10 protein-coding genes are annotated in these 19638 nt (G+C 40.5%); 9 read left to right on the forward strand and 1 reads right to left on the reverse strand.

Annotated features, from left to right (window positions below; all coding sequences use genetic code 11):
* Positions 1-25: 25 nt before the first annotated feature.
* Positions 26-4447: a hybrid sensor histidine kinase/response regulator transcription factor gene (locus tag HMPREF9455_RS11450; RefSeq protein ID WP_006799858.1), complete on the reverse strand. Its 4422-nt coding sequence runs from the start codon at positions 4445-4447 to the stop codon at positions 26-28.
* A 389-nt stretch (positions 4448-4836) separates the two neighbouring features.
* Here HMPREF9455_RS11450 and HMPREF9455_RS11455 point away from each other — a divergent pair, with 389 nt between their 5' ends.
* The 9 genes from HMPREF9455_RS11455 to HMPREF9455_RS11495 all read left to right on the forward strand — a co-directional run bounded on the left by HMPREF9455_RS11455 (position 4837) and on the right by HMPREF9455_RS11495 (position 19590).
* On the forward strand, positions 4837-8085 hold the full coding sequence (locus HMPREF9455_RS11455) for a SusC/RagA family TonB-linked outer membrane protein (RefSeq protein WP_006799859.1): 3249 nt from the start codon (positions 4837-4839) through the stop codon (positions 8083-8085).
* A 22-nt stretch (positions 8086-8107) separates the two neighbouring features.
* Complete coding sequence (locus HMPREF9455_RS11460; protein ID WP_006799860.1) at positions 8108-10036, forward strand: RagB/SusD family nutrient uptake outer membrane protein; 1929 nt, start codon at positions 8108-8110, stop codon at positions 10034-10036.
* A gap of 28 nt (positions 10037-10064) precedes the next feature.
* Positions 10065-11675 (forward strand): DUF5123 domain-containing protein, encoded by a 1611-nt coding sequence (locus HMPREF9455_RS11465; protein ID WP_044216095.1) that lies wholly within the window; start codon positions 10065-10067, stop codon positions 11673-11675.
* A 66-nt stretch (positions 11676-11741) separates the two neighbouring features.
* A complete protein-coding gene (locus HMPREF9455_RS11470; RefSeq protein WP_006799862.1) occupies positions 11742-13379 on the forward strand; it encodes a glycoside hydrolase family 28 protein in 1638 nt (545 codons plus the stop codon).
* A 9-nt stretch (positions 13380-13388) separates the two neighbouring features.
* Positions 13389-14555: a glycoside hydrolase family 88/105 protein gene (locus HMPREF9455_RS11475; protein WP_006799863.1), complete on the forward strand. Its 1167-nt coding sequence runs from the start codon at positions 13389-13391 to the stop codon at positions 14553-14555.
* A 7-nt stretch (positions 14556-14562) separates the two neighbouring features.
* Entirely contained in the window at positions 14563-15936 is a 1374-nt protein-coding gene (locus HMPREF9455_RS11480; RefSeq protein ID WP_006799864.1) for a pectate lyase family protein, read from the forward strand.
* Positions 15937-15945: 9 nt separating this feature from the next.
* A complete protein-coding gene (locus tag HMPREF9455_RS11485) occupies positions 15946-16905 on the forward strand; it encodes a pectinesterase family protein (protein ID WP_006799865.1) in 960 nt (319 codons plus the stop codon).
* A gap of 274 nt (positions 16906-17179) precedes the next feature.
* On the forward strand, positions 17180-17959 hold the full coding sequence (locus HMPREF9455_RS11490; protein WP_006799866.1) for a rhamnogalacturonan acetylesterase: 780 nt from the start codon (positions 17180-17182) through the stop codon (positions 17957-17959).
* Positions 17959-19590: a glycoside hydrolase family 43 protein gene (locus tag HMPREF9455_RS11495; protein ID WP_006799867.1), complete on the forward strand. Its 1632-nt coding sequence runs from the start codon at positions 17959-17961 to the stop codon at positions 19588-19590. The genes HMPREF9455_RS11490 and HMPREF9455_RS11495 overlap by 1 nt, the downstream gene beginning before the upstream one ends.
* Positions 19591-19638: the final 48 nt, after the last annotated feature.

The following is a 19638-nucleotide window of genomic DNA, read 5'->3' on the forward strand; positions in this document are numbered from 1 at the left end:
AGTTTCACCCCGTATATTTACATTATTATGAACGATTTTTCAGGTTCTTATACTCACTTGGGGTCATTCCATAAACGTTTTTGAAACATTGCGAAAAGTATTTCGTGTCTGATATGCCTATCATAAACGAAACTTCTTTTATTGTATATTGCTGCGTTTCTATCAACTTAGCGGCATGTTTTATTTTTATATCACGGATAAACTCGATAGGAGAAAGCCCTGTAAGGCTTTTCAATTTCTTAAAGAATACCGTCCTGCTCATGGCAATGGCATTTGCAAGATCATCCACCACAAAATCACTATTATCGATATTCTCTTCCACCACCTCTTTTATCTTCCTGATAAAAGATTCGTCGTGAGGAGTAATCTTGTGTCCGGGTTCTTCTTTTTTCTCCGGTTCGGCAACATCCAAAGGCCTGCCCGCAGAATAAACATCGTAAAGCCGCTTACGCTGGCGAATGATATTTTCGATTCTGGCGCGCAGATACTTCACACTGAAAGGCTTGGTTATATAATCGTCAGCACCGTAATCCAAGCTATCCAGTTTACTTTCCATATCGGTCTTTGCAGTAAGCAGGATAACAGGTATATGACTGATTTCGGTAGTAGACCGTATCTTTTGTAATAGTTCGGTACCATCCATCTCCGGCATCATAATATCACTTACTATAAAATCCGGGACATTTGCCACAGCCTTATCATAACCTTCTTTTCCATCAGCAGCATCCAATACATTATAATAAGGTTCCAGTATATTAACAATAAAGCGTCTCAAATCAGAATCATCTTCTACTACCAGTATAGTCTCTTTCGGATTTTCTTTTTCCATAGCTTCGTCCGGATTTTCCTGCATAGTTTCTCCTGCTACTTTTTCTTTAGCAACATCGGATTCCGTCTTTTCTGCAACGGCATCTTTTGCAACAAATGTAAAAGAAACATTTGCATCATCTTTCAGATGCTCAATCCCTGTAGGAAAGAAAACGGTAAAGACGGAGCCTTCATTTTCTTCGCTGTCTACCACTATTTTAGCATGGTGCTTGTCTGCCACTTCTTTAACGATAGACAGGCCGATACCTGTACTCGGTTTGTTCTTATCTTTATTAAATGATGCGAAACGGGTAAACAATTTATTCAGTACATCTTTAGTCATGCCACCGCCCTCATCTTTCACCTGAATGGCAACAGTGTTATCTTTTTTATTGCTAAAAACACTGACTTCTATCGTTTTATCATCAGATGTATATTTAAAGGCATTGGATAACAGATTAAATATTAGTTTTTCTACATTATCACGGTCTATCCAGATTTTTTCATCTCCGGCCCGGTTATTAAATTCCAGCCTTATATTCTGGTATTCGGCCGTCTTGGAGAAATTATTGCAAATATCAGACACATAATCCCCAAACTGTGTCTCCTGAATATTGAGCTTCATTTTCTGTATTTTCCTGAAATCCAATATCTGATTCACCATACGCAGCATCCTGTTGGAGTTCTTCAACACCAGTTGCAATTGTGATTTTATATCGCCCGGTGTGCCTTCATTCTCTATTATATTCTCCACAGGTGAAACAATCATAGTCAGCGGAGTGCGTATCTCATGTGAAATATCCGTAAAGAAGCGGGTTTTCATCTCGGTTTCTTCGTGCTCCAGCTTCACTTTATCCCGCAAACGGTAAAATACAAACAGAGTACGCAATATAGTGTACAGAACAGCAATAATGAGAATAACATACAGGAGATACGCCCAGCCTGTCTGCCAGAAAGACGGCGTTATTTCTATATTTAATATATGCTCGTTGTCCATCCATATACCGTCGCTATTTGTAGATCTCACCCGGAAAGTGTAATTTCCCGGCGATAAATTCGTATAATTGGCAATTCGTTGTTTGGAAGTAATGATCCAATCCTGATCAAAGCCTTCCAGTTTGTAAGCATAATTAATTCTTCTGGGTTCTATATAGTCGAGGGCGACAAACTCAATATTGATAAAATTTTGTTTGTGGTTGAGTTTTATATAATCCAGATCATCGATATTCGCTTTCAGTGGAGAATCTTCTCCGATAGGAACATCTTTATTGGCAATCTGGAATTTAGTTAACGCAACATACGGCGTAAATGTACTCTTATTAATATTCTCCGGATCGACAGATAATACCCCCTTCGAATAGCCGACATATACGATTCCCGACTGAGCTGTATACCTGGCTCCTTCCGAAAAGTTCTGACCTTCTATCTGCCTGTTTATCTCACTATAGGTCTCGAATGATTTTCTTACAGGATCGAACTTGGTGAGATTACCTTCCGATGTTACCCACAGATTCCCTTTCTTATCTTCAGTAAGAGTCAATACGACATCTGAGGGAAGCCCGTCTTTGGTCGTATATGATAAAAACTCGGAAGGAAAGCCTTTTTCATCTACAGCTTTAATCTCATTTACCCCGCCACCGAAAGTTGCAATATAAGTTTCCCCTCTCCGTGTTGTATAAATATCGTAGACGTCGTTTTCGCTAATGCTTTCATTATCCTCCGGTATCCGTGTATAGAACTTATAATCGATAGTATTTACCGATCCGAAATCAGATGAAAACATGATAAGGCCCAATGTTGTGCCCACACATATATTACCGTATTTATCGGCACTCATTGCCCTGACCTGTGAACCATACTGAAACGGATAATCCTTAAGGTCGTTCCTATGATTCAGGAAGTGATTTTTTCCTTCATCCAATAAGTTAAGTCCGCCACCGTACGTTCCAACCCAGATTCGCATCTTATTATCCTGAAATATAGCATATACACTGTTGTTGCTCAGGCTGTATATATTATCATCGGAATGTTTGTATTGCGTTATTTTGTATGTATTATTTACCGGGGTAAGTTTGTATATTCCTTCGCCCTTTGTTCCTATCCAGATATTTTTAGCAGCATCTTCCATCATACAATATGCGACACCTTCTAAGGGCTTACCATATTCTATCTTTCCGTTGCTGCATATATATCCCTGCTGTGTTAATGACTGGTCGTAGACAAATATTTTCCCTCCTTTTGTAGATACCCACAAATTTCGTTTACTATCCTCAAAAATACTGCGAATGTCATTATTTATCATGGAATGAATATTCGGATCAACTACAATTGTCTTAAATACTTCATCATTAAATATTACTTTATCCAACCCATGAGAACGCGTACTCAGCCAAAGGTTTCCCTGCTTGTCGGAGAAAGCCGTATGCATCATATTCGAAAATCTCCAGGTTGGCGAATATGGTTCGTTAAAAAACGGGATCAGGCTATCTTTTTGAGGATCATAGCTAGAAAAGCCTCCTCCCCGTGGATGTACCCATAAGCGGTTTTCTATATCCTCGAAAATAAAAAAATTAGACGGAAATACATTCGACACAACGCTTTCTATTTTCATACGAAAGTGCTTCATAATCCCCGTTTCCGGGTTAAATTTAGAAACCCCCGCCTGGTCTGATTCAAACCATATATTCTTCGATCTGTCAACGTAGCAGGATATAATGTGATTGGTAGACATCCCGGATAAAGTTGATACATCATATTTCTTCAAGTTCTTAGAATTACGGTTATAAATAAAGAAACCATCACTTCTGGTAGCAATCAGTATCTGATTATTATCTATATTCCGGATATAGCTAATATATGAATCGGTGCCGGTCTGCAATAAATCGGATTGCCCATTTCCTTTATTGTAAATCCATATTTTCCCGTTATCAGAGCCGAACCATATTCTGCCCTCCTGTTCCATCACAGAATAAAAACTCTGAGCGGATTTGGATTCTATATAGGCCTTATCCGAGAAAAAACTGGTTATCTTATTATTTTTAGACAAGAGATAGAGCCCATTATCGGTAAGTATCCAGCTATTCAGGTCTTTATCTTCATATACTTCATATATTTTATTGCTGTTCAATTTACCATTTTCCTTATTAAAAGTCTCTATAGCAAATGTTGAATCGGTAACACAAACACAGCCCATATTATCAGACGACAGCCATACCTTACCCGATTGCATTGTCTCTATCCTGGTAGCGATAAAAGTAAGATTTTCATATCCTTTGACCGACCTTATTCCCATAAAAGTTTCGGTATGGGGGTCAAATCGGTGAGGTTCCCGGTCGTAAGGGAGGGTCCATATATACCCGTATTTGTCTTCGTATATATTATCTATACGATTACTGCGCATATGATATTTATCCCCCTGTTGAATCCTGTATGTATAGAAATTGTACCCATCAAAACGGCAAAGCCCGTTCCATGTAGAAAACCACATAAAACCTTTTTTATCCTGCACAATACTCATTATGGTATGCTGTGGCAATCCATCTTCAGGCCCGTAATGTTCAAAAAAACATTTTTGCTGCCCGGAAACAGATATACAAACAACGAGAATAAACAAAAAACAATAGAAACGATTAAAAATCATGGTACCAAAAGGTTTTGTACAAATATAGTAAAAACTGAGGAGGGATTCGAATAAATTCGAATCTACCCGAGATATATCCTGTATTGTGTATATATAATCAGGCTTAAATAAAATGCTGTATGATACGGGGTCTAGTCAATTCATCCCCCTTAAAAAAATATTTTAACACCCCTCTGTACCAAAAATGATACATACATTGCATTCGAAATCTAATAACATTTTTTAAACAAAATCCAAAACATTTATTAATGGCTAAAAACATATAAACTATCTATTACCATAAGAAAAGTATAACTAAATTTAAAAAGAAAAGTCTAAACTGGCAAAACGAACCTCGTCCTTTAGGATAAATTTATTAAAAGAAATACAAATCATAAATCTAAACAACCATGCGAAAGACAATCAAAAGAATTTTGTCTCTTATTTGTATCTCAATGTTTCTGGTATGCGGACAAAACGTATACGCCCAGCAACGGGAGATAAAAGGTACTGTTACCGATACTCAGGGTGAACCTCTGGTGGGTGTTACCGTTTCAATCAAAGGTACAACCAAAGGTACAATGACTGATATCGATGGCAAGTACACTCTTTCTGTCAACAATGCTGACAAAACCCTTTCGGCATCATATATTGGTATGAAACCAAATGAAAAGCCGATCTCCGGAAATATAATCGACTTTGTTATGGAAGACCTTAGTTCCGAACTGGATGAGGTGGTAGTAATCGGTTACGGAACGGTTGCAAAAAAAGACCTGACAGGCTCCGTAGCTTCCATTGGGTCTAAAGATATCGGCTCTATCCCTGTATCCAGTGCTGTTGAGGCTATGACCGGCAGACTGGCGGGAGTAAACATCACTACCACTGAAGGTTCTCCCGACGCAGATATAAAAATCCGGGTGCGGGGTGGAGGCTCACTGTCTCAGGACAATTCTCCACTATATATTGTAGACGGATTTCAGGTTTCAAGTATCAGCGATATTGCACCCACTGAAATACAGAGCATCGACGTATTGAAAGATGCCTCTTCTACAGCCATATACGGTGCGCGTGGCGCAAATGGTGTAATCATCATTACAACTAAAAGTGGCCATGAAGGAAAAACCAGAGTCGACTTCGGAGCATATTTCGGCATAAGAAAAGTCGCTAAAATGACTAAAGTGATGAGTCCGTATGACTTTGCTTACTACCAGTACGAATTAGGCAATACCGACTATGGAGATTTTCAGGATCTGGATATCTGGAAATCTATAGAAGGAAATGATTTTCAGGACGAAATTTTCGGACGCACCGGCAACCAGACACAATATAATGTAAATGTAAGCGGTGGGACCAAAGATATAAAGTACAGCGTAAGTTATGCCCATAACGAAGAAAAAAGCATCATGTTGGGCTCCGGCTTCAAGAAGGATAATATTAATGCAAAAATCAATACTAACCTGAACCAATGGTTGAGCCTGGACTTCAATGGACGCTTGAGTTATACATCTGTAGATGGCTTGAGTGGAGGTGCTGATACAAATGAATCGAATGCAGCTAATTCTATCGTTGCCAATTCGGCCCGTTTCCGTCCTGTTAATCCAATATCCAGTAATACGGACGATGAAGAAAACAATACTTCATCCCAGAAAAATCCATTGGAACGTTTACTGGCTACATACAAAAGACGCAACACATTCAATCAGAATTATAACGCAGGGTTGAATTGGAAACCGACAAAGGAACTTACTTTCCGTTCCGAATTTGGTTATGGCTGGAAATATGACGATACAGACCAAATCTGGTCTGCCGATGCTGTTCAGAACTCAAAACTGAAATATGACGGGCAACCTCAGGCAATATTGTTAAGAACTACAACCAAGAACTGGCGGAATGCAAATACTGTGACTTACGATAATAAGAAAATGTTTGACGGACGCGACCACCTGAATATATTATTAGGGCATGAAGTCTCCAGCAGCCAGGCAAAATCAGTTGAAAACACATCTGTGGAATTTCCTGCTTCTATGACTATTGCCGAAGTGAAGGCTAACATGTCGGCGGGATCTCCACTACCTACAATTACGACAATAGGAGCAAAAGAGAATATGCTATCTTTCTTTGGCCGTGTAAATTATACAATGCTGGGTAGATATTTATTCACCGCGACAATGCGGGCCGATGGCTCCAGTAAGTTTGCCCAAGGTAACCAATGGGGTGTTTTCCCTTCTGCAGCATTGGCTTGGCGAATGTCTGACGAAGAATTCATGAGTAGTACCAATAGTTGGCTATCAAATATGAAATTCCGTCTGAGCTTTGGTACTGCAGGTAATAACCGTATTAAGTCTGGTTTGACAAATACCACTTATTCTATGGCCAGTAATACATCAAAAGCTCCTTTCTTTAATGATAACCGCACCAGTATGCTGGAGGTAGGTAAAACTTTATACAATCCCGACCTGAAATGGGAAACAACTGTTACCCGTAACTTCGGTATCGATTATGGCTTCCTGAACAATCGTATTTCCGGTACTTTAGACTTATATTGGAATACAACCAGGGATTTGCTAATGCAAACAGTAATCCCGTCAAATACAGGCTATGACAATCAATTCCAGAATTTTGGACAGACATCGAACAAGGGCGTCGAACTAGCAATGAATACCATATTAGTAGATCAAAAGAATTTTAATCTGAACTTTAACTTCAACATATCTTACAACAGGAGTAAAATTGACAAGCTACCTATAGAAAGTTCGTGGCAAAGCAGTAGCTGGGCAGGTAGTACTCTTTACAAATACGAAGATTTCCGTGTGGAAGAAGGCGGACGCCTCGGTGAAATCTGGGGTTATAAGACCAATGGATACTTTACGGCATACGACCCGAATACTAATCCCAACGGCGAATTGGTATTGAATGGTACAAACTGGGTATTGAGAGATGGTATTGTTGACAACAGTAAAACCATTACCGGAGGTAACTACTATCCGGGCGCATTAAAAGTCGAATGTGACGAAAACGGAGAACCTCTCAAACAGAGATTAGGCAACACTATAGCTCCTGTTACAGGTGGTTTTGGGTTCAATGGTAATATAGGTAATTTTGATTTCAATGTATTCTGTAACTATTCCATTGGAAACAAAATCATAAACGGGAATAAACTGGCATTGGCTTTCAACACAGGATCTGCAAAAGGTTATAACCTTAATAACGATTTTGCGATAAGCAACCGTTATACATGGATTGACCCCGCAACAGGAATGAATCTTGGTAAAATAAGCAATTCTACGATATCTTATTATGGAAGTGCCGATGCTGTAGCTGCACGCCTGAATGAAATAAATGCAGGAGCCAATATATACAACCCGGCTGCTGTCAGCAATATGCAATTGATAGATTATGCCGTAGAGAATGCCTCATTCTTGCGTATAAACAATGTGACTATAGGCTATAACTTTCCTAAGACGTGGGTAAGAAAAGCCTTTATACAAGATGTAAGAATCTACTTAACAGGCTACAATCTGCTGTGTATCACAGATTATTCAGGATCTGACCCTGAAGTGGACACAAGTAGCAAGAGAAACCCGATGACTCCGGGTGTTGACTATGCATCATATCCGAAAAGCCGTTCTTTTGTAGCCGGTATAAATGTATCATTCTAATTTCTAAAGAAGAAAAACGATTATGAAAAATATAATTAAAACAATAGCATTGTCTGCCGGTATACTCGGCTTATCTGCCTGCTCCGATTTTTTAGACCAGAGTTCACCGTCAGAACTAACAAAAGACCTTGTTTTTGAATCGACATATTACACCGGGTTAACAATAAACAAACTCTATGGAGAGATGACCCTGGACCAAACTTACTCACAATATATCCCTATCGTATGGGGAACAAACACCGATTGTGAACTGATAGACGGATTGGGCGGGGATGCCACCAATACTGCCAATGAACGTGGTAATATGAATTACAATGCCAGCCCGGGTTGGGGGAATATTGCCAAACTATGGGACGCTATGTATGGTATGATCGAAAATGCCAACCTTACTGTTGAAGGCATCAATAGCAGCACCCTGGCCCAATCGGGAGGCAGTGATGGCACCACAATGCTTCGTTTCAAAGGTGAAGCATTAACCATTCGTGCTATGCTATATTTTGACCTGATTCGTTTCTTTGGAGACGTACCGTTGAAACTTGAATCTTCGAAATCCGATTTAAGTAATGCCTATCTCGAAAAAACAGACCGGGATGAGATTATGGATCGGTTAATTACAGATTTGGAGGAAGCCATCGGGCTTCTCCCCTGGGCCGGAGAGGTTTCTTCTTACACTACTGAACGTGTAACCAAAGGTTATGCGCATACATTATTAGCTAATATCGCCCTGACCCGTGGCGGGTGGGCTATCCGTGAGAAATCGAAAAGTGGTTATATCACCGCCACTGAAAATAGCGATGGGACCTACCCCACTCAGCGCTGCGACGATGCTACCCGTAAATCCATGTATGAGTTGGCTTTGACTCATTTATCTGCTGTTATTACCAATAATACCCATAAATTGAACCCTTCGGTCGAAGACCAATGGTACTTACTCAACCAGAGCCGACTGGACCAGACTTATCGTGAGAATATATTCGAAATTCCAATGGGATTAGGTGTAAGCAGTGAACTTGGCTATACGATAGGGGTGCGTATCAATGGAGCCAGTGCTCAATACGGAGAAAAAGGCAACTCTTCCGGAAAACAAAAAGTTACCGCTCCTTTCTTCTGGTCATTTGACAAAAACGACCTGCGCCGTGATATTACATGTGCCCATGTACAATTGAAAGAAACCAACGGAGTTTTGGAAGAATCTACGATAGGAAATACTCCGTTTGGTATTTACGTCGGGAAGTGGGATATCCGCAAAATGAGCGAAGCATGGCGTAATGTGGCAATCGCGACGGGCAATGCAAAATGGATGAGTGGTATCAATGTAGTAAGGATGCGTTATCCGCAAGTATTGCTGATGTATGCGGAAGTAATGAACGAGCTGGCCGGCCCCGATGGAGGTTATACCAATTCGGCCGGGTTGACAGCCCGTCAGGCATTAAGCGAAGTGCATTCCCGTGCGTTTGATGATACACATAAAAGTGTCGCGGAAGAATATGTTGCAAAAATCCCTGCTGACAAAGATTCTTTCTTCAATGCAATAGTTGATGAAAATGCCTGGGAGCTGGCTGGTGAAGGTTTCCGCAAATTTGATTTGATCCGCTGGAATCTGTTAAGCAAAAAGATTGATAAATTCAAAACTGATTACGAAGAGCAGTTGGCAAATAAATATCCTGAAAAAATTTATTTCAACTATACCGATGCATCAAAAACAGTCATCGACATGTCCAGTGTAACATGGTATGAAACGCCGGCCAACACAAGTAACTATGATGCTAATGCATCATTCTTCGGAGCCGAAAGGACTGCTGCTACCCAAACGCAGTTAAAAACCAATCTGCCGTCTATTTCATCCGGATTGAATTCAACGGTAAGGAACCGTTACTTATTGCCGTTGGCTTCGACAACGATTTCGGCATCTAACGGAAAATTGCAAAATTCATATGGATACAGCAATTAATAGTGTACAAAAAAATAAAATGAGCAAGATGAAAAAAATAAAATATATAATCGGTCGGGGAGCATTCACGCTTCTGACCATATTTGCCACTGTGTCTTGTACAGATGGAAATGACTGGGATGTAGACAACTCATACAATCGTTTGTTCAGCGTCACTTCTTCATCACTGAGCATTTCTCCCGAAGCTACAACAGCAGAATTCAAGTGGACGAAAACTCCGGGCACCGAATATTATATAATAGAAGTCAGCAAGGATACTTTATATAACGAGGTACCCATGAATAACACTAATAGCGTTGTTTTCGGCGAAGACAAAACGATCACTCAATCTCCTTATGTATTGACAGACCTGGATAGTGACAGTAAGTACTTTATCCGTATTAAAGCCATGTCTTCGGTAAAAACCGAATCAAAATGGGCTTATCCTGAGAAATTTTCGTTTAAGACTAAATCGGAGCAGATAATGAACTCTGTATCAAACAGTGACAAGACATCGAGCAGTATAAGGCTATCATGGACTGCCGGAGCAGCCGTTACTAAAATAGAATTGCTGAAAAACAATCTGGTAGTTCAGGAAAAAACTTTGACTGCTGACGAAATCGCCGCCGGAGAAACTACTTTGACCGGTCTTGAACCGAATACTTCTTATCAGGCCAATCTGTATAATAACATTATCAGAAGAGGCTATGCTCTTTTTATTACTTTCCCGGAAGCACCTAACGCCGACATTATACTATATCTGGCCACTGACGATATCATCGACCAGACATATCTGGATGGTCTGGCAACACAGTACCCGGGTAAATCGATAACTCTGGCACTAGCTGCAGACGCAACCTACACCGTAGCTGAAAAAATAACAATACCGGATGGAATGTCAATCAACTTCTTCGGTATTCCCGGGAGTAATAAAACTGCACTAAGAATTCAGGGAACTGTAGATTATGCCGGAAGTCATGATTTCATCACATTCCAGAATTTAAATCTTGATTGCCTGAATAAAGGCTATATAATGAATCAGAGTAGCGCGGGACAGGTAAATAAGATTGAGTTTGATGACTGTCTTATTCAGAATATAGCGACAAGTTTTTTCCGTATGCAGAGTACGCCGATAAAAGTTGTCAACTCACTCATTCTTAACAATTGTATCTTCCGTAATATCGGTAGCGGTTACTTCTTTATTCATATCGATGCTAATTCAGGAAGTGGCGTATTAAAGAATCTGACTATAAGCAATTCTACTTTCGATAAAGTATGTGCATCAGGGAAAGGATTTATTTACAGTAACAAGACTAATATGGAGAGCCTGACTATAAGCAATTGCACCTTGTATAAAGTAGCAGGAGCCAGCCAGCGTTTTATTGATTTTAACACTGGTTATGGAGCTACGGCCTTCAGTATCAGCAATACTATATTAGGTATGACTGGTGATGCGACAACCTTAGGTATCCGTTCCGCATCTGCTCCATCTATAAACTCTACATATGCGACAAGTAATTGGGCTCAAACTAATGACGCCGTTACTTATTCTACATATAGCGGTACTGCAGCCGACTTATTTACAGATCCTGAGAATGGCGATTTCTCAATTAAAGACGGCTCGTTCAACAATAATGTCGGAGATCCCAGATGGCGTTAATAAAGAATTAATATATTAACATAGAGGAGGATATAACATCCTCCTTTATCTAAAAAAAGTAATGATATGAATTTTTTGACAAAAATGTCTTTTGTCCTTCTATATATTTTGCTTTCTGTAAGCACGGCAAAGGCTGAAAACAGATATAACCATCTTTACAAAAACCTGCCATTCGAAATGCCGGCCATTCAACGTCCGGTATTCCCTGACAATAAAGTATCAATTACCGATTTTGGCGGAATACCCGATGGGATTACCCTGAATACAGACGCGTTTGCAAAAGCAATGGACGCCCTGTCTAATAAAGGAGGCGGAACTCTTTTCGTACCTTCCGGAGTATGGTATACAGGTCCCATTGTTTTCAAATCAAATATAAATCTGCATTTAGAAAAAGGCGCTTTAATATTATTTTCCGCCGATTTCAACCTGTATCCGCTTGTCAACACTGTATTTGAAGGACTTGACACACGCCGTTGCCAATCACCTATATCAGGACGTAACCTTGAAAATATAGCTATAACCGGAGAAGGATCCATTAATGGTTCGGGTGAAGCATGGCGACCTCTGAAAAAAAGTAAAGTGACAGAAATCCATTGGAAAAAAGTAATTAACTCCGGAGGTGTAGTCAAAGATGGTAATTACTGGTTCCCATCAAAAGGCTCTCTGAAAGGACTTGAAATAAGTGACATGAACGTCCCCCGTCATGATCTGACCGAAGCCGAATGGATGGAGATCAAAGACTTTCTTCGTCCGGTAATGGTGAGCTTCATCGAGTGCAAAAATGTATTACTGGAAGGTGTTCTGTTCGAAAATTCACCAAGTTGGAACATACACCCTCTAATGTGCGAGAATGTGATCTTAGACAATGTAATGGTACGCAACCCGGGATATGCGCAAAATGGAGATGGCCTGGATCTGGAATCATGTAAGAATTCCATTATAGTAAACAGTATCTTCGATGTTGGTGACGATGCTATCTGCATCAAATCGGGCAAAGATGAAGACGGTCGCCGACGCAATCGTCCTACTGAAAACGTATTGATAGATAATTGTAAAGTTTTTCAGGGACATGGAGGATTTGTTGTAGGTAGTGAGATGTCGGGTAGTGTCAGGAATATATTGGTATCCAACTGCCAGTTTCTGGGTACAGACGTAGGCCTGAGATTTAAAAGTTGCCGTGGCCGTGGCGGTGTGGTGGAAAATATTTATATTAGAGACATAAATATGTTTGACATTGCAACCGAGTCGTTCCTTTTCGACCTTTATTATGGCGGTAAATCGGCGGTAGAATCGCTTGAAGATGGCGATACCATACCTGTAACATCTACTATTCTGGCAGTGGACGAAACAACTCCTGCATTCAAAAATATTTATGTAAAAAACCTTGTGTCGCGAAATGCGCGCCGGGCTATGTTTTTTAACGGCTTGCCGGAAATGAAGATTGAAAATATAAACGTTGAAGATGTTACTATCACTTCAATAATCGGTGCAGAGCTTGTAGAATCGAAAGGTATTCATTTCAAAAATGTAAGGATCAATCCGAAAGAAGGAGCTGCATTGATTCTAAAAAATGTAGAAGATGTATATATATCCGGATTTGAATATCCGTCGACATTGAAAGAGGTAGTAAATATCAGCGGAAGCAATAAAGATATACATTTACCAAAAACGATAGATAAAACTCTTATCAACGAAACAAAATAAAAGGACGGTATGAAGGCTAAACTACTTATTTCTTTATTGTCTATAGCTTCCATCATATCAATGGAAGCCCAGACAAAATATTATGTCCGCCTGACCGATTCGGAAATCAAGCGAAACCCCGAATCGTGGATGCTCGATTTTTCCAAAGCTCCCAAATGGAACTATTGCCACGGACTTGAGTTGCAAGCCATATTTCAAACATGGCAAAAGACTTTCGATCAAACATATTACGACTATGTATATAGTTTTGCCGACCTCATGGTAGAACCTGACGGACAGATAAAAACCTACAAACCTCTGGAATACAATATAGACCGTGTAAACTCCGGTAAATTTCTCTTTCCTATGTATGCGCTTACCAAACAGGAGCGTTTCAAAAAAGCTCTCGACCTGATGCGCGACCAGATGCGGACACATCCGCGTACTGCCGACGGTAGTTTCTGGCATAAGAAGATATACCCCCATCAGGTATGGCTGGATGGGCTATACATGGCAGGACCTTTTCTTGCAGAATATGCTAAGACGTTCAATGAACCCGAGTTATTTGATGATGTTGTTGTTCAAATACTGGATGTACATAAATACATGTATGATGCCAAAACAGGCCTTTACTATCATGGCTGGGACGAAAGCAAGGAGCAACGATGGGCTGACAAAAAAACAGGACTGTCTCCTAATTTCTGGTCGAGAAGTATAGGTTGGTATATGATGGCAATGGTGGATATACTTGATTACCTACCTGAAAACCACGAAAAACGTGGGGATATAATCAAATTACTGCAAAATCTGTCGTCCGCTATCGAAAAATACAGGGATGAAAAAACCGGAATGTGGTATCAGGTAACCGACCAGATGGGGCGCAAAGGTAACTATATAGAATCGAGTGCATCGGCTATGTTTATCTATACATGGGTGAAAGGTGCTCAGAAAGGATATCTGGATAAAAGTTATCTCGAAAAAGGAGGAATAGCTTATGACCAGTTTGTAAAAAGATTTATAAAAGATAACGGAGACGGTACTATATCACTCATTGACGGTTGTAGCGTTGCCGGACTTGGCGGAGATAAAAGCTATCGCGACGGAAGTTACGAATACTATATAAATGAGCCCGTAAGGGATAACGACCCTAAAGCAGTAGGGCCATTTATTATGCTTAGTATCTTACTCAATAAATAAACTTCAAATGAAAATATTATTACTGTATCTAACCGGAATATTATGCACCATATCATTAATTTCTCAAACTCCCGCATTCCCCGGTGCAGAAGGTGGAGGTATGTATACATCAGGAGGCAGGGGTGGAAAAGTATATTACGTTAACTCCCTCGAAGATACAATAACTGGTAATAAAAAAACGCAGGAAGGTACACTTCGCTGGTGCCTGAAAAGGCCGGGGGCAAAAACAATTCTTTTTAAAGTCGCAGGTATTATTCATCTGAAATCGAAACTGCAAATATCCGACAGCACCACTATTGCCGGGCAGAGTGCGCCCGGTGACGGTATCTGCATCGCAGATTACCCGGTAAGAGTAGAAGGCAATAATATTATAATACGCTATATGCGTTTCCGGCTTGGAGATTTACAAAAAGTACAGGATGATGCGCTATATGGTTTCCGCAACAAGGATATTATCATAGACCACTGTTCTATGAGCTGGAGTACGGATGAATGCTCTTCCTTTTATGATAATGAGAATTTCACCATGCAATGGTGTATCATTTCCGAAAGCCTGCGGGGGTCTGTTCATCAGAAAGGAAATCATGGCTATGGAGCAATATGGGGAGGAAAAAAAGCTTCATTCCATCACAATCTTCTGGCTCATCACGACAGCCGCAATCCGCGCATGTGCGGAAGCCGCTACAGCAACCAGTCAGAGTTGGAACTCGTAGATTTCAGGAACAATGTAATATATAACTGGGGAAGTAACAGCGGATATGCAGGAGAAGGCGGCAGGTATAATTTTGTCAACAACTACTACAAACCTTCTCCCACTTCCTCAAACCCCGACAGGATATTTTCACCGAATGCCGATGACGGAACAAACAAACAGGTCAAAGGAATATGGGGTAAATTCTTCTTGGATGGAAATTATTTCCCCGGAAATAAAAAAGTAAACAAAAATAATCTGATAGGTTTACAACCTAACCCTTCATCTAAGGACATTAAGGATATCGTGGTTGACAAACCATTCGATGTACCATATATATCAACGGATGATGCAAAGGATGCTTATAAAAAAGTATTGGCAAATGCCGGAGCCAGTTATAAACGGGATAAAACAGATACAAGAGTAGTGAACGAGACTGTCAGAGGACTAACTCCTGTCAGAGCCTCGGGTAGACTTGGAACCAAGCCGGGCCTGATTGATTCGCAAAATGATGTGGGCGGATGGGAAATATATACCTATGACCCTAAAACCGTACCCGTCGATTCAAATATAGATGGTATTCCGGACGGATGGCTGGAAAAACATTATCCGGGCAAATTGGCAAATGATATAGACAAAGAAGGCTATACCTATCTGGAAGTTTACCTGAATAGCCTTTTAATAAAATAAAGAATAAGAATGAAAAATATAATTTTAACCTGTTTATTATTATTTTCCACCGTCTTTTATGCTCAGGAGAAGACCGAAATGACCGTCGACCGCAACGGAACCGGCGATTTCAGGAACATACAGGAAGCAATTAATTCTGTCCGCACAGCCGATCCCAGAGGGACAATAACCATATTCATAAAGAACGGAGTGTATAAAGAGAAGTTGATCATACCTCCGCATATCACTAATATACGCTTGATCGGAGAAGATAGGAATACAACTATCATCAACTATGATGATCATGCGAATATCAATAAAATGGGTACATTCAAGACATATACTTTCCTTCTGAGCGGGAACGATATTACATTAGAAAACCTCACGATAGAAAACTCTTCCGCAGAACTCGGGCAGGCCGTTGCCCTGCATATCGAAGGTGACCGTGTCATACTCCGCAATTGCCGCCTGCTCGGTCATCAGGATACGCTCTACGCGGGTAGAGACGGAGCAAGGCAATATTTTGAGAATTGCTACATTGAAGGTACTACCGATTTTATTTTCGGCCCGTCTACTGCCTGGTTCGAAAAGTGTACTATTCATTGCAAAAGGAACTCATATATTACAGCAGCCAATACACCGGAAAATATCAGATACGGATATATATTCAACAATTGTACAATCACGATGGCCAACGGCGTTAATGCTGTCTATCTTGGCCGTCCCTGGAGGGCTTATTCCATGACTTTATTTATGAACTGTACCCTCCCAAAAGAAATAAATACGACCGGATGGGACAATTGGCGCAATGCCGACAATGAAAAGACGGTCCGCTATATGGAATATAACAACAAAGGCGAGGGAGCAAATACATCAAGCCGTGTAAAATGGGCTAAAATATTATCTTCCAACGAAGCAAAAGAATACACTATTGAAAATGTACTGAATGGCTGTGACAACTGGAATCCATTAACTAATACGGATCAGTAATTAAAGGATAAGTGTTACTTTATCCATATAACTTTATCTGTATATAAGGATAACAAGCGTGTTATACGACAAAAAGTGACAGAATGAAAAACGTTGAAAAGGTTGTTACCTTTGTTACTTTTTAACAGTTACAGGTTACTTCGCCCTTAGGGCAGTTACGAGGAAAAAAATTTAGCTCCGCTGACCGTTGGTTCTTAATTTTTCATTCTTAATTCTTAATTGTTTTCCGTGTTACCTTTGTTACCTTTTTTGAATTGACATAATTAAAATAACCATGAATAAGACATCTGTACTTCTGATAATTACCCTTTGCCTGTTAAGCCTTTCGGCGATTGCACAAAAACGTATTTTTATGATCGGTGATTCCACCATGGCTGACAAGGTTTTATTCAAAACAGTTACCGACAGTATATCGGGCGATTCCATCTGTGAACCATTTCCCGAAAAGGGATGGGGACAGCTTCTTCCTACTTTCTTCAATGATAATGTTGAAATAAAGAATTATGCAAAGAATGGCCGTAGTTCACGTTCTTTTATTGCAGAAGGTCTTTGGCAGCAAGTAATAGACAACATTAGTAAAGATGATTATCTAATTATACAGTTCGGACATAATGATGCTGCTATAGAGAAAAAAGACCGTTATACGACTCCGGAAGAATATGAAAAAAACTTTACCATGTTTGTAGAGAAAGCCAAGGCCAAAGGAGCAAAGCCCATCATATGTACTTCGGTAGTAAGACGTCGGTTCGATAAGAATGGAGTATTTCAGGACTCGCATGGCAAATATCTCGATTTGGCACGGGGTGTAGCCAAAAAGGAGAAGATACCGATGATAGATATGTATGAAAAGAGTAAAGCATTGATCACCGGACTGGGAGATGAAGATTCCAAGCCACTGTTCCTGCACCTGAAGCCGGGAGAAAACAAAAACTTCCCGAAAGGGAACACAGACAATACGCACTTCAATGAAAAAGGGGCCATAGCAATAGCGACCTTATTTGTGGAAGGGCTTAAAGAACAAAATATAGAGGATTTAGTTAAAGAGTTAAAGTAATGGATATAACAAAAAAAACAATTATAGGCTTTTTGTTTTGTATTATACCTCTCGGTATCTTGGCGCAAGACTATGTGTCTAAGGTATGGGTATCGGACTTAGGAAACGGCAACTACAAGAATCCGGTTTTATATGCCGATTACTCCGACCCTGATGCCTGCCGTGTAGGGGACGATTATTATATGACTGCATCCAGCTTCAACTGTATACCGGGTCTACCGGTTCTGCACTCAAAGGATTTGGTAAACTGGACTATTATAGGCTATGCTATAAATAGGATGCCAAAAGATGCTTCGCTCGGAGAAGGTGTAAATCACGGTGGCAGCGTATGGGCTCCGGCTATCCGTTATCATAAAGGTGAATTTTACATTTACTACGGCGATCCTGATTTAGGGATATTTATGACTAAAGCGAAAGACCCTGCGGGAGAATGGGAGCCTTTAACCCTAGTCAAAAAGGGTAAAGGACTTATAGATTCCTGTCCGCTTTTCGATGATGACGGCAATGTTTATCTGGCTCATGGCTATGCAGGCAGTCGTGCAGGAATAAAAAGTTTGCTGGCTGTTACACGCCTGACTCCCGATGGTAAAAAAGCCGTAGGCGAATCGAAGATAATATACGACGGACACGATATAGACCCTACTATAGAAGGCCCTAAATTCTATAAACGGAATGGTTATTATTATATATTCGCTCCTGCGGGAGGTGTTGCTACCGGATGGCAGGTAGCTATGCGCTCGAAAGATATCTTCGGCCCATATGAACGGAAAGTAGTAATGGAACAGGGAAACACTCTTATAAACGGACCTCATCAGGGTGCATGGGTAGATACACAGACCGGAGAAGACTGGTTCCTGCACTTTCAGGATGTAGGCGCTTTGGGACGTATTATGCACTTACAGCCAATGGTATGGAAAAACGACTGGCCGGTAATTGGCGAAGACAGAGATGGTGACGGTTGTGGCAATCCGGTACTGACATATAAAAAACCAGATGTAGGAAAGACATATCCGATAGTCACTCCTGTAGAAAGCGATGAATTCAATACGAATGAATTGGGTCTGCAATGGCAATGGCATGCCAATCCTCAGTCGTGGTGGTACTTTACCAATCAGGAAAAAGGCTGTCTGAGCCTGTATTCGGTTCCGGTAGTTGATGATTACAAAAGCCTTTGGGATGTGCCGAACCTATTATTACAGAAAACTCCGGCTCCTTCTTTTACAGCAACGATGAAACTTACATTCAGGCCAGATGCGCGCTTCTATGGTGAACGTACAGGGCTCGTAGTGATGGGAATAGACTATGCCCTGCTTTCTTTCGAAAATACAAAAGAAGGGTTTCTATTGTCCCAGAATGAATGCATCAATGCTGAAAAAGGTAATACAGAATCTACAAATGAATCGGTGACTTTGAAAGACGGAACCATCTTCCTTCGGGTTAAACTATCCCGGGACGGAACTTGCTCGTTCAGCTATAGCGCCGATGATAAGAAATATGCCAGATTAGGCAAAGACTTTAAAGCCAAAGAAGGAAAATGGATAGGAGCCAAAATAGGTACATTTTGTACCCGCCCTATCCAGAAAAACGATGGCGGAAGGGTGGATATAGATTGGTTCAGGGTTACTGAGTAATACTTTCAGTTTAGATTGTTTTTAGGTTTTATTGGGAGGTGGGGCAAC

Source organism: Dysgonomonas gadei ATCC BAA-286, from assembly GCF_000213555.1.
GTDB lineage: Bacteria > Bacteroidota > Bacteroidia > Bacteroidales > Dysgonomonadaceae > Dysgonomonas > Dysgonomonas gadei.

Bases quoted from the DNA above. Each gene is read 5' to 3' on its own strand.
- HMPREF9455_RS11470 (WP_006799862.1), top strand. From the start codon at position 11,742: ATGAATTTTTTGACAAAAATGTCTTTTGTCCTTCTATATATTTTGCTT.
- HMPREF9455_RS11460 (WP_006799860.1), top strand. From the start codon at position 8,108: ATGAAAAATATAATTAAAACAATAGCATTGTCTGCCGGTATACTCGGC.
- HMPREF9455_RS11450 (WP_006799858.1), bottom strand. From the start codon at position 4,447: ATGATTTTTAATCGTTTCTATTGTTTTTTGTTTATTCTCGTTGTTTGT.
- HMPREF9455_RS11495 (WP_006799867.1), top strand. From the start codon at position 17,959: ATGGATATAACAAAAAAAACAATTATAGGCTTTTTGTTTTGTATTATA.
- HMPREF9455_RS11485 (WP_006799865.1), top strand. From the start codon at position 15,946: ATGAAAAATATAATTTTAACCTGTTTATTATTATTTTCCACCGTCTTT.
- HMPREF9455_RS11475 (WP_006799863.1), top strand. From the start codon at position 13,389: ATGAAGGCTAAACTACTTATTTCTTTATTGTCTATAGCTTCCATCATA.
- HMPREF9455_RS11490 (WP_006799866.1), top strand. From the start codon at position 17,180: ATGAATAAGACATCTGTACTTCTGATAATTACCCTTTGCCTGTTAAGC.
- HMPREF9455_RS11455 (WP_006799859.1), top strand. From the start codon at position 4,837: ATGCGAAAGACAATCAAAAGAATTTTGTCTCTTATTTGTATCTCAATG.
- HMPREF9455_RS11465 (WP_044216095.1), top strand. From the start codon at position 10,065: ATGAAAAAAATAAAATATATAATCGGTCGGGGAGCATTCACGCTTCTG.
- HMPREF9455_RS11480 (WP_006799864.1), top strand. From the start codon at position 14,563: ATGAAAATATTATTACTGTATCTAACCGGAATATTATGCACCATATCA.